The following is a 14,555-nucleotide window of genomic DNA, read 5'->3' on the forward strand; positions in this document are numbered from 1 at the left end:
ATGGGCTGGCGAAAACATTTCAAGCACTCTTAATCTTTAAGTGCCTAAAAAGACATAACTTTACACAATTAAGCGGGATTATCAGCGGTGAGAGATGTTCATCTCATTTCGGGGTTCAGGAGAATTGTCGTAACCGGTGGACAATAAAATAAGGGCACAGACTGTGCTGTGCCCTTCGGATTTATTTTGCTGCCGCTGGCGGCGTCTGCGCTTTTTCAAGCTGCGCCAGGTCGTTAGCGATACTTACCGTTTCATCAAGATAGGGATCCGGCTCTTTATAATCTTTTGGCAGGTCGTCCAGCTTAGCCAGCGGCTTTTTGCCTTCCTGCTGAAGACGGGCATTGATCCGCTCAAGACGCAACGCATCATCTTCATGGTTCTCTTTCTCACGCTCGGCAAGGTTCAGAGAGATGATATTGCGTTTGTCCTTCATCGCGTTAAAGCGGGCGATATCTTTAATGATGTACTGGAACTCGCGATCTTTAGCGATGCGCTCCTGATGCTCTTTGATCAACTGCGGCTCAAGGGAGGCCAGGTCGCCCGATTTGGTATAGCTGGCCGCATTGATGCTGTCCCACGGCAGCGCGTTGTCTTCGAACTTCTCGCCGGTCTCTACCGCTTCCACGCCGGTTGGCATCAGCAGATCGGGCGTCACACCCTTACGCTGAGTGCTGCCGCCGTTAATGCGGTAGAACTTCTGAATGGTGTACTGAACAGAGCCCAGCGCAGGCCATTCAGGACGCAGCATTTGATCGTAGATGCGGTTCAGTGAACGGTACTGCTGAACAGTACCTTTACCAAAGGTCGGTTCACCGACAATCAGCGCACGGCCATAATCCTGCATCGCGGCGGCAAAGATCTCGGAAGCTGACGCGCTGAAGCGGTCCACCAGCACCACCAGCGGGCCTTTGTAATAGACAATGCCATCGTTGTCGCTGTCTTCGCGCACTTTGCCATTGTTATCACGAACCTGAACCACCGGGCCGCTTGGGATAAAGAGGCCAGAGAGGGAAACCGCTTCGGTAAGTGCACCGCCGCCGTTGGTTCTCAGGTCAATTACCACGCTGTCGACATTCTGCTTCTGCAATTTCTGCAGCTGCACCTTTACATCATCCGTCAGGCCAACATAGAAGCCAGGTATATCCAGCACGCCGACTTTTTTACTGCCAACGTTATGAACCGTCATTTTAACTGCACGATCTTCCAGACGGATCTTCTCACGCGTCAGCGTAACAAAACGGGTTTTTGTCCCCTTTCCGGCTGGCAGCACTTCCAGACGCACTTTACTGCCTTTGGGACCTTTGATTTGGGCAACAACGTCATCAAGACGCCAGCCGATCACATCCACTACTGGCTTACCTGGCTGGCCGACGCCGACAATACGATCGCCCACGGTAATCGATTTGCTCTTGGCTGCCGGGCCGCCCGCGACCATGGAGTTGATGACCGTGTAGTCATCGTCCATCTGCAGCACAGCACCGATACCTTCCAGAGACAGGCTCATTTCAGTATTAAACTGCTCGGTGTTGCGAGGAGAGAGGTAATTGGTGTGCGGGTCGATTTCATGCGCAAAGGCCGTCATCGCCAACTGGAAGACATCTTCGCTGTTGCTCTGCGCCAGACGACGGATAGCAAACTGATAGCGCTTGGTGAGCACTTCGCGGATCTCTTTCTCTTCTTTGCCGGTCAGCTTCAGGCTCAGCTCGTCATATTTGACTTTGGCATCCCATAGCTGATTCAGCTCTGCCGTGGTTTTCGGCCACGGTGATTTGCTCCGGTCGATATCGATAGTATCGTGACCGGTGAAATTCATTGGCTTATTCAGTACGGACAACGCGTACTGGTAGCGCTCAAACCGGCGCTTCTGCGCCAGATTGTATAAATCATAAAATACATCCAGCTTTCCGGACTTTAGCTCATCGCTTAACGTCGTTTTTTTGCTGGCGTACTGCTCGATATCTGAGGTCAGCAGCAGGTTATGGCTGTAGTCCAGCAGATTGAGGTAGCGTGCAAAAATCTTGACCGAAAAATCCTTATCAAGATCGAACTGGCGATAGTGCGAACGGGTAAAACGCGAAGTAACACGTTCACTCACTGTCGCATGCTGCGGTTCCTGATGAAGCTGAGGAATTTGATCGGCACGCGTAATATTATCGGCGGCGAAAACGTTCCCTGCCAGCAGCAGACCTGCAATAACGGTGGTTCTGAAAAAATTGTTCATGCCCTGATTGGCCTCCGTATCAGAACTGCAAGTGTTCTGCGCGTACTATCATTGCCAGGCCGGAAGCCAACTGTACCCGGACGCCATCTTTGGTAATTTCAAGAATGGTTGCGTCCATCGCACTTTTGCCCGCGGTGACTTTGATGTTCTGGCCAACTTGCAGCGCTGCGGTATCGGTAACGGGTTTGGTTTGTGCTGGCTGACGCTCTGCGGAAGGCGCGCTTTCTGCGCTACGCTGCGGTTTACTGCGAACCTGGCGTGGCTGCTCACCTTCGGCAGAAGGTTTACGGGCTGGTTTACGAGGACGGCGTGGTGCGCTCTCTTCGCCAGCTTCGCGTTTTTTGGCCTGCTGCTTTTCGCGCTGGGCCTGAACACGCGCTTTTGCTTCTTCGAGTTGCTTACGCGCATGTTCAACGTGCTGCTCTTCGAGAACGCCACAGTCTTCACCATCCAGATCGACGCGAATCGCACCGGCTTTAATGCCGTACAGATAGCGCCAGCTGGACGTGTACAGACGCAGCGCAGAGCGAAGCTGAGTTTTACTCAGGCCCATTTCGCCCTGCACGCGGTCGACTAAATCCTGAAAGATGCCGATCTTAAGGGGGCGTGCTTCGCCTTCGGCGCTAAAGCATTTTGGGAAACGCTCGGCCAGAAAGGCGATGACTTCTTTGCTGCTATTCAACTTGGGTTGATTTTCCATGAAATTTCCTGATTACAACGGGTTTGCCAATCAGCGCAGGCATGAACAGGCGTCATTATAATGACACCATCGGCAAATGCTACGTGATCCAGCGCTTTAGCTGCGTTTCATGTGAATAAATTTTTCCACATCAGACCCGGCAAGCACCTCACACAGCCCGTCAGTGAGGGTTTTCAGCCCCGCTTCGTCTTCACTGTCGAAGCGGTTATATTCCACGCTATCGATATCGAGTACGCCAATTGTCTGGCCATTTACCACCAGCGGCAGCACAATTTCTGCATTACTGGCTGCGTCGCAGGCGATGTGTCCGGGGAAAGCGTGCACATCATCTACGCGTTGAATCTGGCTTTCAGCCACTGCTGTTCCGCACACGCCACGGCCCACGGGAATACGCACACAGGCAATTTTTCCCTGAAACGGACCCAGTACCAGCGTGTCAGCTTCGGTCAGCAGATAAAAACCTGCCCAGTTAACGCCTTCAAGGCGCTCATAGAGCAGCGCACTACAATTGCCCATGGCCGCCAGAAAACTGGTTTCGCCAGCGATAAGCGCGCGCAAATCACGGTTCAGGTCCGAATAAAACTCTGCTTTTGTCATTTTTTAACCATTGTGGAAACGTGTCATGAGGCCCATGATGGCCCCTTGCTTAAATAAGCATTAATTGTCCAGACGGACAAGGTGAATCATTGCGTTAGTTAATATACCCTTAGTCTGTCTGAAGCCTTAAGCATGACCCTGACGTGTCATTAACCCTTTTAGGGCGATAAAATTTAACCCCGCCCTGCACCTGTGCTGCCTGGGCCTGAAAACCTCAGGATTATGAAAATACACGCCATTAGCCATGCTCTGCCTCAGGCACGTTATCAGCGTTGCCCCCAATGCGATACCCTTTTTTCCTTACCAGATGTTAAATCCACGCAGTCTGCGCACTGCCCTCGCTGCAATGCCCGAATAATGAATGGTCGTGACTGGTCGATGACGCGGCTCTGCGCCATGGCCGTCACTATGCTGCTGTTGATGCCCTTTGCCTTCAGCGAATCGCTGATGAGCATTCGTCTGATCGGCACCACTATCCGTGCCAGTTTGCTGGAAGGAATTACCCAGATGGCGCAGCAGGGCGATGTGATAACCGCCTCCATGGTGGCCTTTTGTACTATTGGCGCGCCCGCTACCCTGGTGGGTTCTATTGCCTATCTCTATTTCGGTCATCGTCTGGGTATGAATCTGCGCCCGGTGCTGCTGATGCTGGATCGGCTGAAAGAGTGGGTAATGCTGGATATCTACCTGGTGGGGATCGCCGTCGCCTCGATTAAAGTAAAGGATTATGCGGATATTACGCCCGGCGCCGGGCTTATCGCTTTTATTTCTCTGACGCTGCTAAGTGTGATTACACTGATCCATCTGAATGTAGAGCAGCTGTGGCACCGCTTCTATCCGCAGCCTCAGCCGAATGTCGCGCTGGAGAAGCTTCGGGTCTGCCTGAGCTGCCACCATACGGGCTTACCGGACCAGCGTGGCCGCTGTCCGCGCTGCCATACGCCGCTCTATTTTCGTCGGCACTTCAGCCTGCAGAAATCCTGGGCGGCATTGATTGCCGCCATTGTGCTGCTAATCCCAGCCAATTTACTGCCCATTTCCATTATTTATTTGACCGGTTCACGGCAGGAAGACACCATCCTTTCCGGGATTATGTCGCTGGCATCCGGCAACATTCCTGTTGCCGTGGTGGTCTTTGTCGCCAGTATTCTGGTGCCTTTCACCAAGGTGATTGTCTTGCTGACGTTGCTGGTCAGTATCCATTTCAAATGTGAACAGGGCCTGAAAACCCGCGTTCGCCTGCTCAGGGTTGTTACCTGGGTTGGACGCTGGTCTATGCTGGACCTGTTTGTTATTTCGTTAACCATGTCGCTGGTCAATCGCGATCAGCTTCTGGCTTTTACCATGGGACCGGCAGCCTTCTATTTCGGCTCGTCAGTCATACTCACTATCCTTGCCGTTGAGTGGCTGGATAGCCGTTTACTTTGGGATGCACATGCAACAGGAAACGCCGACTACACCGATTAACGCGCATATCAAAAGCCGGCGGAAAATTTCGCCCTTCTGGCTGCTACCGTTTATTGCGCTGCTGATCGCAGGCTGGCTCATCTGGACCAACTATCAGGAGCGCGGCACCACCATCACCATCGATTTCGCCACGGCGGAGGGCATCGTGCCGGGCAGAACGCCGATACGCTATCAGGGGGTGGAAGTGGGTCTGGTGCAGGGCATCAGCATGACGGACGATCTGCGTACCATCAAAATAAAAGCCAGTATCAAGAGCGATATGAAAGAGGCGCTGCGTGACGATACGCAGTTCTGGCTGGTGACACCGAAAGCCTCACTGGCGGGCGTCTCGGGTCTGGATGCGCTGGTGGGCGGTAACTATATCGGCATGATGCCGGGAAAAGGTAAACCTCAGGAAAACTTCGTCGCGCTGGATACTCAACCCAAATATCGCGTCAATACCGGGGAAATGTTGATCCATCTGCATACGCCAGATCTCGGTTCCCTGAATACCGGTTCGCTGGTCTATTACCGGAAAATTCCGGTGGGCCGCGTATACGATTACAGCATCAACCCTGGTAATAAAGGCGTAACCGTTGACGTGTTGATCGAACGTCGTTTTACCAATCTGGTAAAGAAAGAGACCCGTTTCTGGAACGTCTCCGGCGTGAAAGCGGATGTCGGGCTTAGCGGTGCAAAAGTGCAGTTAGAGAGCCTGGCTGCGTTGGTAAATGGCGCTATTGCCTTCGATTCGCCTGAAGCGTCCGGGCAGGCTCAGTCTGAAGATGACTTCACCCTCTACCCCGATCTGGCCCATAGCCACCGCGGCGTGATCATCTCGCTCGATTTGCCAGGCGGCAAGAACCTTAAGGCTGGCAGCACTCCGCTGATGTATCAGGGTCTTGAAGTAGGCACCCTTACCGGACTGACTCTGCAAGCTGGCGGCAAAGTCACCGGCGAGTTAACCCTCGATCCTTCAGTAACCGACCTGATGCGTACCGGCACCAGAATTGAGATGCGTAGCCCGAAAATCAGCCTGAGCGATACCAGCCTGAGCAGCCTGTTAACCGGCAATACCCTGGAGCTGGTGCCGGGCAAAGGTGAGCCACAGGATCACTATACCGTGCTGGAGAGCAATGAATCGCTGCTGCAACAGCCCAATGCCATTGAGTTGAAGCTCACCGCGCCGGAAAGCTATGGCATCGATGCCGGCCAGCCCATTATTTTGCATGGTATGCAGATTGGCCAGGTTGTCAGCCGGACGTTGGTTGAACAGGGCGTAACCTTTGTCATTGCCATTGCGCCGGACTATCGTCATCTGGTACATGGCGACAGTAAATTCATCATCAACAGCCGGCTCGACGTGAAGTTTGGTCTGAACGGGATGGAAGTGCTTGGCGCCAGCGCCCGTGAATGGGTGGATGGCGGCATTCGTCTTGACCCCGGCAGTAAAGGCAAAGCGAAAGAGAGCTACCCGCTCTACTCCAACGCGGAAAAAGCAGCGGAAGGGATCACTACCGATCAGCTCCCGACCACGTTAACGCTGACCGCTAAAAGCCTGCCGGATGTACAGGGCGGCTCAGTGGTGCTTTACCGTAAATTCCAGGTCGGTGAAATTGTTGATGTGATCCCTCGCGCCAACGTGTTTGATGTGCGGGTGCATATCAAACAGGAGTACCGCAAGCTGCTGACGGAAAACAGCGTGTTCTGGGCCGAAGGCGGCGCACGCGTCCAGTTAAACGGCAGCGGCCTGACGGTTCAGGCCTCTCCGCTGAATCGTGCGCTCAGAGGCGCTATCAGCTTCGATAACCTGACCGGAGCAGGCGCAGGCCTGACCAGCAAAGACAAACGCGTGCTCTATGATTCTGAAACCGCAGCGCGAGCCGTGGGAAGCCAGATTACGCTGCATACGTATGATGCCACTAAACTGGCTGCCGGAATGCCTATCCGTTACCTCGGCATCACTATTGGCCAGGTGGAAGATTTGGCGCTCAATAACGATAAAAATCAGGTAATTGCTAAAGCGGTGCTCTATCCGGAATATGTGGATGACTTCGCCCGCCTGGGCACCCGCTTCTCTGTGGTTTCCCCGGAAATATCCGCAGCCGGTGTTAACCATCTGGATACCCTGCTGCAACCCTATATCAACGTCGATCCGGGTAAAGGCCGCGCTCAGCGCACCTTTGAGCTTCAGGAATCCACCATCACCGACGCCCGCTATCTTGATGGCCTTAACGTGATAATGGATGCGCCAGAAGGGGGATCGCTCTCTGTGGGAACGCCTGTGCTGTTCCGGGGCATTGAAGTGGGTACCGTCACCGGAACCTCGCTGGGAGCAATGGCGGACCGCGTGCAAATTACGCTGCGGATCAGCAAGAAATACCAGCACCTGGTACGTAACAACTCGGTATTCTGGCTCGCCTCCGGCTATAACCTGAAATTCGGTCTGATTGGTGGCGTGGTGAAAACCGGCACCTTCCAGCAGTTTATTCAGGGTGGCATCGCCTTTGCCACGCCGCCGACCATTCCGCTGGCTCCTCAGGCCACCTCCGGCAAGCACTATCTGCTGGAGGATGAAGAGCCAAAAGAGTGGCGTAAATGGGGAACCGCACTCCCCGGAAACTAAGCAGAACGGGCAGCCTGGCGCTGCCCGTTTTTTTCACCCTGCCGAATGTGATAAACTCCGCCCACTTATTTCCAGTGGAATTTATCAGTGTCCCTTTCCTCACGCGTGACCTTTCCTGAGCCTTTCTTAGCGCAGATGCGCGAGCTGTTGCCCGATGCAGCAGACTTTGACCGTTTTATCGCTATCTGTCAGCAACCCCTGCGCCGCAGCCTGCGCGTGAATACGTTGAAAATCAGCGTGGCGGATTTCCTGACGCTGGTTGCGCCTTATCAGTGGGCGCTGACGCCAATCCCATGGTGTGAAGAAGGGTTCTGGATAGTGCGTGATGACGCAGACACGCTGCCGCTTGGCAGTACTGCGGAGCACCTTGCAGGCCTGTACTATATTCAGGAAGCCAGCTCGATGCTGCCGGTGAGCGCACTGTTTGCGGGCTGCCCGCAACCTGAAACAGTGATGGACGTCGCGGCGGCGCCAGGCTCTAAAACCACGCAAATTGCGGCGCGGATGGGCAACAGCGGCGCCATCCTTGCCAATGAATATTCCGCCAGCCGGGTAAAAGTGCTGCATGCCAATCTGAGCCGCTGCGGCGTCAGCAATACGGCTATGACCCATTTCGACGGCAGAGTGTTTGGCGCCGCGTTACCAGAAAGTTTCGATGCCATTCTGCTGGATGCCCCCTGCTCCGGCGAAGGCGTTATCCGTAAGGATGCTGATGCGCTGCGTAACTGGTCGCTTGCCAGCACCGAAGAGATTGCCGCAACACAGCATGATCTGATTGAAAGTGCTTTTCATGCGCTCAAACCCGGCGGCACGCTGGTCTATTCTACCTGTACCCTGAACCGCAGCGAAAACCAGCAGGTGATTGCCTGGCTACAACAGGCTTATCCCGACTGCGTGGAGATCGAACCGCTGGACGATCTCTTCCCCGGCGCGGAGCAGGCCATCACGCCCGAAGGATTCCTGCACGTATTCCCGCAGATTTTCGACAGCGAAGGCTTTTTTGTCGCACGCTTGCGCAAGTTACAGAGTCTTGAGCGGTTACCGGTGCCTGGCTATAAAGTGGGTAAGCTGCCCTTCTTCCCCGTTAAACGCGCTGTTCAGAAAGATATTGTCGAGGCAGCAGCAAAGTCGGGGCTGAGCTGGAATCAGCAGACGCATACGTTATGGGAACGGGATAAGGAAATCTGGCTGTTTCCGGTCGCTATTGAACCGCTGTTGGGCAAGGTGCGCTTTTCGCGTATTGGGCTGAAGCTGGCCGAAACGTTCACCAGGGGGTATCGCTGGCAGCATGAAGCGGTTATCGCACTCGCCCGCCCCGAGGCTAAGAACCGTTTCGAACTCACGCTGGCTGAAGCGGAAGAGTGGTATCGCGGAAGAGATATCTATCCGGAACGTGACTTGCCGGCGGATGAGTTGATCGTGACCTGCCAGCATCAGCCATTAGGTCTGGCAAAGCGAGTTGGCAACAGGATCAAGAATAGCTATCCGCGGGAACTGGTGCGTGACGGCAAACTCTTCTCTTTTTAATCAGATTTATTGCACCTGCACCAGGGTGAGCTGATTGCCAAACACCGCACCCGTATCAATATAGTGCTGGTTATAAGCCTCCAGCGGGGCCGATAGCGGAGTATGCCCAAAATAAAACGCATCTGCTCCGGTAATAACCTGCCCTTTTCCTTGCTGGAGCCGCTCTATACGAGAGCGGCTCCAGACAACCTTCTCTTCATCCACTGCGCTCCCCCAGGCATAATGCGGTAAAGGATAGTCGGCATGCGCCACCACCACGAGGCGCTCCGGAAGCTGAAGATGCAGGATCAACGGCAGATTACGGCAGCGACTGATAGCATGTTTCGCCTCCATCATCGCCATGCCCTCAAGGTGGTAAAACCACTCCCCACCGTTTGAGATCCACTGGTGATGATTTCCTTTACTTAGCGCATTAATGGCCATCTCTTCATGATTTCCCCGCACGCTGCGGAACCAGGGTTCCTTAAGCAGCGCCAGACAACCGGGACTGTCTGGCCCACGGTCAATCAGATCGCCAACGGATATCAGCAGATCTTCATCGGCAGAAAAGTGCCGGACCCGTAACGCCTCATTCAGCTTTTCCCGGCATCCATGCAGGTCGCCCACGATAAAGATGTGTCGCCAGTTTTCACTATTAAGATGTTGATACAGCATGACTCACCCTGACCCGATTTAACGGAAAATATTGACGGTCGGTTTAAGCATTCCGGTCTAAAGTATAGTCTGTTCAGAGATCAGGAGATTGAGGGCATATGAGTAGCCACAAACAATTTTATCTTATGCTGGCTTTGATTACGGCAGGTAGTCTGTTGATTATTGAGGTGTTAGCCCGACTGGTGCATCTGATTATCGTGGGCTGAGGCTGACAGCGCCAAACCTCCAGGTCTGGCAACCTGCTGACGCTGTCGCTGCGGGTTTATTTAGCTTTTAATGCCCGTGGATTCTTTCTCAGGGAAGCGGACCAGTTAAACTCTTTTATTTCTCTCTCTTTCGCTGATGAGGCTTTACGCGGTTTTTTGGCAATCACAGCCTTAGTGCTCTCTTTCACCACGCGATCCTTCATTACCAGCCTTTTGGCCTCTTTCAGAATATCCTTTTCCTCTTTTTTACTCGCAACATGACTGAGTTTTAAGGTCAGGCTTTTTACCTTTGCGGCAACCAACTCTTTTTCAGCTTCCGTAAACTGGTCGATTGAAATCTCTTTATCGCTTTTCATTTCTCTGCTCCAGCCTGAACGATCGGACGCGGATTTTGCGTGACGTTGTGGCCCCATGAGCGTAAAGGGTTGAAGGCAGATAAACAAGTATTCGCTAAAAACCTGTGGGTTTGGCTGCACTTTTTACGTAAAACGGCCTGCAAATTTTTTAAAGCCTCACTAAAAAGCGATTGCCCGGCTTTCCGATCAACTGTGCAGAGAGGCTTATGGGCAGCTTTTTTCAGCGCTGCGCAGGCATAAAGTTTTGATTTTCCAGGACATTTTTATGCGCGGACCGTGCAGGTTATTTATTCACTTCAGATGTAGATATAACAGGTGAGAATGAGTGTGATCATTGTGGTTTATTGACTTAAGAGAACTATTGCTTTCGTATAGCACAAATTAGATTTAATACTCCATAAATAACCGGAGCATTATACTTACTCTGGTTACACTATTCCCTCCCCCTTTAAATTACCAGGTTCGTTTTCTTGTGATAAACTTTGTAAAGAGCGCTGACGATATTACACATCTTTCTATCATAATCTCTCTGGGCTGCCGGGGCATAATCATCACGCACGGATGAAAAACTATATTTTTCACAGGCAAACATAGAGAAAATTTCTTATTGAATTACAAGATATCTTCTACATAAAACCCCCAGTAGTTAAATGCAACCTCTGTTTTAACTCAATTGAGATTACTGAATGAGCGCGGGTGCTCTATCTGAGATCATGAAGCAGGTGTTCATTATTTTTAGATTAAAACTCATCAGTCTACTGGTCATTTCAGAAGCTGGCGCTAATTCAGCAAGCGAGAGCTTTTCTGGCACCGGAAGCAGAGGAAAGGCGGTGCACCTGATAACTGTTTGAATAATATGGGGATGGGTTCAGTCACAGGTGTCACTACTGGTAAAGCTAGTAAACCCACAGGAGTCTTGGCAGGGGCGTGTTTGGTGGTATTACGGCCGGATAAGGTAGCTGCAATAATAGCACTTACAACGATAGCAAAGGTGGTGGCAACAGTGAGGGTCGTGATTATGGGGGACAGTGCACCTGGTAAATAAGAGTGGTACAGAGAGATTCCAGCAACCCAGGCAACGATCCAGCAGAATCAGATATAATATTATCACTGATCTGTGGATAATGACCACAGGCGTTATGATGAGAATAGTTCCACTTCCGAAAGAAGATCTATTCCTTAACCCTGTAATTTTATTAACCTGGTTCTTTTTGATAATTGGTATCAGATCGTTCTTTAGCTTTTTATTTAAATTAGTGAGCTGGTACATTCCAATTAGCATCTGAACAGTCCTGAGCGGATTCTTACATATTTTGTGGATGGTTAATGTTTAATAAAATTTTAACGAATCAGAAGCGCTGTGGCAGAGGGTAGCGAAAAAAGTCTGACGGTCGGCTTTGTGTCGATTTGCTATAGCCCTGGCTGTACCTGTAGAAATTTTTCACAAAGGAATATCCTCTCCTCCTTTATAAAAAGGTACAGGTGATTAAAAAGGCTATTGAAACTCCTTATTACTATGGCAGTACTGATAAATCTGAAAATGACAAGACCGCATTGTTATGACAGATCTCAGGGCAAATAAAACGCACGGGCAGAACGAGCCGGAACAGGGAACCATGGCTATTTTTTGTTTCACTCGTTTCGCTTACTGTACAGCTATATCTGTTCCCAGTCGGGAAGATGATGAGCCATTTTTATCAGGCGCTGAATACCTGAGATCATAATGCCAAACAGCAGCCCGACCATTAACGCTGTTACAAAAGCATGGACTACGCCAGCCCCCTGGTCTTTCCATAAAACGAACCACATCACTACTCCCCAGAACGGGGTATAGATACCTGCAAAACAGATGAAATTTGTCCAGAAACGGGAAAATGGCGGAGGGGGAACCCTGACACCCAGTTTCCAAAGGAACAAATGGCATGGAGGCGCATAATTACTGCGCCACATGCCCTTCCGCATCATGATCGCTATAGCGCGCTCTTTTTTCCTCTCGAAAATCGCGTCCTTTTTCATGCTGGTGATCTCCCGCACTTCATTTCTTAAGGTGATTATAACAGCACGGTACTTAAGCGTTAGCTTTTAAGACAATGCTTAAAACGCAGGGCGAACTTATTTTTGACAGCGGATCTGAATATCTTCAGACACACCCCTCGGTAACGAATTTCAGGTGCTCTGAACGGGTTTAATTGCCTGTTTTTCGCAAGCGACGGGAGTTTTTTATTACCTTATTCAGCGGGTACTAAGATACTCGACTAGCTTAAGGCCCGTTATCGGTATTTTTGGTAAATGGATTTAAGCCCTTGATTTATTCGTATAGTTCAAGATATCTGGCGGCTTATAATAGATTTTTGTGACACAACAGCTTTTATCCTGGCCCGATAAGTCCGCTTGTTGCTTATTGCTGAACAGAAGGCTCTTCAGACTACTGTCATCGCATCCAGATCACGTTTCATTCTGCTTACTATGGTAAGTCCGGCCAGGGGCACTATGCTTCAAAAGCCCTTAGTTTTCCTTATAATCACCTGCAAAAGGAACGCGTCATGCACGTGCTACGCCTTTGTCTGATTACCGGACTGGTTGTTACCTCCCTCACCGGTTGCTCTTCAAAAGTTGCGGAAACGCAACAGTACTCTGGTTTCCTGTCCGATTACTCCAGACTGCGGGCGATGGAATCTCCAGGTGGGCACCAAACGTTGCGCTGGATCTCGCCAGATTTTCACTCCGCTGATTACCATGGCATTTACTATAAACCCGTAGTCTATTATCCGGCTGCAAAACCTACCGCGCGTGTCAGTCAAAGCACACTGGATAACTTAAAAAACTATGTTGATAGCCGGTTTAAAGTAGCAGTAGCAAAACATAAGCCACTGATAAACACTACCGGACAGGGTACGTTGATTATGAAAACGGCTATAACCAGCGTCAGCGCGGAAAATCAGGATATGAAGTTCTATGAAGTGGTTCCTGTTGCAGCGGTGATAGCCAGTACTATGGCAGCTTCTGGTCATCGCACGCAAAACAGCGTGCTCTATCTGGAAACCCAGCTGAGTGATGCGAAGACCGGTAAAGTTATGCTGGAAGCCGTACGCAAAGCATATGGCAAGACTGTACCTAACAACAGCGCACCAATCACGCTGGAAGATTTGAAGCAAGGTGCCGATGAAATGATTAACGACGTAGTTGCCTTCCCTCCTCAACCATGACCGTTTTACCGATAATGATACGCACCTTAAAGCGTTGATAAATTGCTAAGATCGTGCTTTTAGACGGAAAGCGCTAATGTCCGCTTTTCGCTGCTGGATGACGGTCAAATTTCATCGTGCCCTGTCACAGGATCTGGAAGAGGCCGTATGCAACCACCTTTTAGCCAGCATGAAGCGAAGCAGTGGCGACAAAATGGCGGCGGAGAATTCTGGAGGGGCGAGCACGGTAGAACAGGAGAGGTTATAACTCGTTGTTTATGCTGTAATTCATTGATTTATAACAACAAACAAAAAAAGACCGAAGACGATTCCTATCTTCGGTCCAGGGAAATGGCTCCTTATGAGAGCCGTGCGCTAAAAGTTGGCATTTATGCAGGCTATGTCGCCTTGCCCTTTAAAAGGTAGTACAGGCGAGGGGTTTTACCAGCCAGCGGGAAGGGGCTTGCGGGAAAGATGTTAGCTCTGTGATCATGGCGGCAGAAATGGTTACTCTGCCTTGCCAGACGGCAAGGCAGTGACAGGGATCGGCGGCTGAACAGCCTGATCCCTACAGCAAAGCAGCAATCACTATAAAAAGGTTACTTCTTTCGCATCAATGCGCCCTACCCGGCCAGCAAGGGCTGCGAGGCATTTTGTTATCTGTCAGTCACACAGCTTCTGCGTGCGTTCTACTATCGGCGTCAGGCTTTTCTTCTGTCCGGGATGCCCGGCATCGTCGCTCTGAATCACGCTGATATCCTGCCCTTTGGCCTGCCCCTTCTTCACCAGTTCAGCAGCCGCATCATTAATCGGATACTGCATCAGCGTGGCGGGGTTGATAACAAACAACGCGCCGCCTTTAGCACAGGTCAGCATCACCTCTTCACGGTTAAACGGCCAGTTATCCTTACCCACCTCAAAGCGGCTGACGGTGACAATCTGCGCCGCCAGGGCGCCGGAACAAAAACTCATTGCTAACAGCAGACAAGCCATTTTCTTCATGATGTTACGATACCTCTTTAAATAATGCCTGCCGT

At 51.2% G+C, this 14,555-nt stretch carries 11 protein-coding genes; 4 read left to right on the top strand and 7 right to left on the bottom strand.

What is annotated here, in order from left to right; all coding sequences use genetic code 11:
• Positions 1-181 precede the first annotated feature (181 nt).
• From prc to SD961_RS10885, 3 genes are all read right to left on the bottom strand, one after another.
• Positions 182-2,221 carry a carboxy terminal-processing peptidase gene (gene prc, locus SD961_RS10875; protein WP_318790382.1) on the bottom strand — a complete coding sequence of 680 codons (2,040 nt, stop codon included), beginning with the start codon at positions 2,219-2,221 and terminating at the stop codon, positions 182-184.
• 19 nt (positions 2,222-2,240) lie between these two features.
• A complete protein-coding gene (gene proQ / locus SD961_RS10880) occupies positions 2,241-2,921 on the bottom strand; it encodes an RNA chaperone ProQ (RefSeq protein ID WP_318790383.1) in 681 nt (226 codons plus the stop codon).
• 96 nt (positions 2,922-3,017) lie between these two features.
• Positions 3,018-3,518, bottom strand: coding sequence for a GAF domain-containing protein (locus tag SD961_RS10885; RefSeq protein ID WP_318790384.1), 501 nt, complete (start codon positions 3,516-3,518; stop codon positions 3,018-3,020).
• Between the two features lie 222 nt (positions 3,519-3,740).
• On the opposite strand from SD961_RS10885, the gene yebS reads away from it, so the two are divergent.
• The 3 genes from yebS (at position 3,741) to rsmF (ending at position 9,117) form a co-directional block, all read left to right on the top strand.
• On the top strand, positions 3,741-4,985 hold the full coding sequence (yebS, locus tag SD961_RS10890; RefSeq protein ID WP_318790385.1) for a membrane integrity lipid transport subunit YebS: 1,245 nt from the start codon (positions 3,741-3,743) through the stop codon (positions 4,983-4,985).
• Positions 4,954-7,590 (top strand): PqiB family protein, encoded by a 2,637-nt coding sequence (locus SD961_RS10895; protein WP_318790386.1) that lies wholly within the window; start codon positions 4,954-4,956, stop codon positions 7,588-7,590. The genes yebS and SD961_RS10895 overlap by 32 nt, the downstream gene beginning before the upstream one ends.
• A gap of 135 nt (positions 7,591-7,725) precedes the next feature.
• Positions 7,726-9,117, top strand: coding sequence for a 16S rRNA (cytosine(1407)-C(5))-methyltransferase RsmF (gene rsmF, locus SD961_RS10900; RefSeq protein ID WP_412916677.1), 1,392 nt, complete (start codon positions 7,726-7,728; stop codon positions 9,115-9,117).
• A gap of 6 nt (positions 9,118-9,123) precedes the next feature.
• Here the strand turns inward: rsmF and SD961_RS10905 are convergent, their stop codons facing one another.
• The 3 genes from SD961_RS10905 to SD961_RS10915 all read right to left on the bottom strand — a co-directional run bounded on the left by SD961_RS10905 (position 9,124) and on the right by SD961_RS10915 (position 12,349).
• The gene (locus SD961_RS10905) at positions 9,124-9,771 is read right to left on the bottom strand and encodes a metallophosphoesterase (RefSeq protein WP_318790388.1); all 648 of its coding nucleotides are present in this window, start codon (positions 9,769-9,771) and stop codon (positions 9,124-9,126) included.
• Positions 9,772-10,033: 262 nt separating this feature from the next.
• Positions 10,034-10,333: a hypothetical protein gene (locus tag SD961_RS10910; RefSeq protein ID WP_318790389.1), complete on the bottom strand. Its 300-nt coding sequence runs from the start codon at positions 10,331-10,333 to the stop codon at positions 10,034-10,036.
• 1,656 nt (positions 10,334-11,989) lie between these two features.
• Positions 11,990-12,349, bottom strand: a complete 360-nt coding sequence (locus SD961_RS10915; protein WP_318790390.1) for a DUF6404 family protein — start codon at positions 12,347-12,349, stop codon at positions 11,990-11,992.
• A gap of 527 nt (positions 12,350-12,876) precedes the next feature.
• Between SD961_RS10915 and SD961_RS10920 the strand changes: the two genes are divergently transcribed.
• The gene (locus SD961_RS10920) at positions 12,877-13,539 is read left to right on the top strand and encodes a DUF3313 domain-containing protein (RefSeq protein ID WP_318790391.1); all 663 of its coding nucleotides are present in this window, start codon (positions 12,877-12,879) and stop codon (positions 13,537-13,539) included.
• A 642-nt stretch (positions 13,540-14,181) separates the two neighbouring features.
• Here SD961_RS10920 and SD961_RS10925 read toward each other — a convergent pair.
• Positions 14,182-14,520 carry a YebY family protein gene (locus SD961_RS10925; protein ID WP_318790392.1) on the bottom strand — a complete coding sequence of 113 codons (339 nt, stop codon included), beginning with the start codon at positions 14,518-14,520 and terminating at the stop codon, positions 14,182-14,184.
• Positions 14,521-14,555 lie beyond the last annotated feature (35 nt).

It is taken from the genome of Erwinia sp. MMLR14_017 (assembly GCF_033657285.1).
Lineage (GTDB): Bacteria > Pseudomonadota > Gammaproteobacteria > Enterobacterales > Enterobacteriaceae > Erwinia.